Raw genomic sequence first — 432 nt, 5'->3', positions numbered from 1 at the left:
TTTCAATACAGCAGTTCAACTGCTCTAAAGTTGGAGCCAACTTAGTATTTACTGCATCATGAATTTTTGTAATCCAGCTTTCAAATGATTTAGCTGGTTTACCATACCTGGGACGATAACGCTGCTGAATAGTACCTAAAAACTTTGGAGCATTTTTTATAGGGTAATTTTGATGATTAAAATCATTATCTTCTCTAAATCTAGAAATCTCTCTATGCCATTTTTTTATATTTTTAGATAATGAATCACCGGCCTGCCAACAGAAGAAGTCTGGTGAAGTTGGAACGATAAAATAGTCACTAGCCATCAATATAACTTCATTTAAGCCTCCAACATTCGGGCTTAAATCAAACAACATATATTCGATATCATTTTTTTTAGCTATCAACTTCAATATTTCCGGTAAATTGCCCGGAATATTTTTGGTAGCCG

The 432-nt window shown here is 33.8% G+C and carries 1 protein-coding gene; it reads right to left on the bottom strand.

The genetic code is table 11. The annotated features are described in order from the left end of the window. Positions 1-432, bottom strand: a 432-nt coding sequence (locus tag E2K52_RS14940) for an AAA family ATPase (protein ID WP_151205743.1), incomplete at both ends; no start/stop codon positions are given.

Origin of the sequence: Acinetobacter sp. RF14B (assembly GCF_006864105.1) — a bacterium.
GTDB lineage: Bacteria > Pseudomonadota > Gammaproteobacteria > Pseudomonadales > Moraxellaceae > Acinetobacter > Acinetobacter lwoffii_C.
The sequence above is the reverse complement of the archived record's forward strand: the minus strand, read 5'-3'. Positions and strand labels throughout refer to the sequence as shown.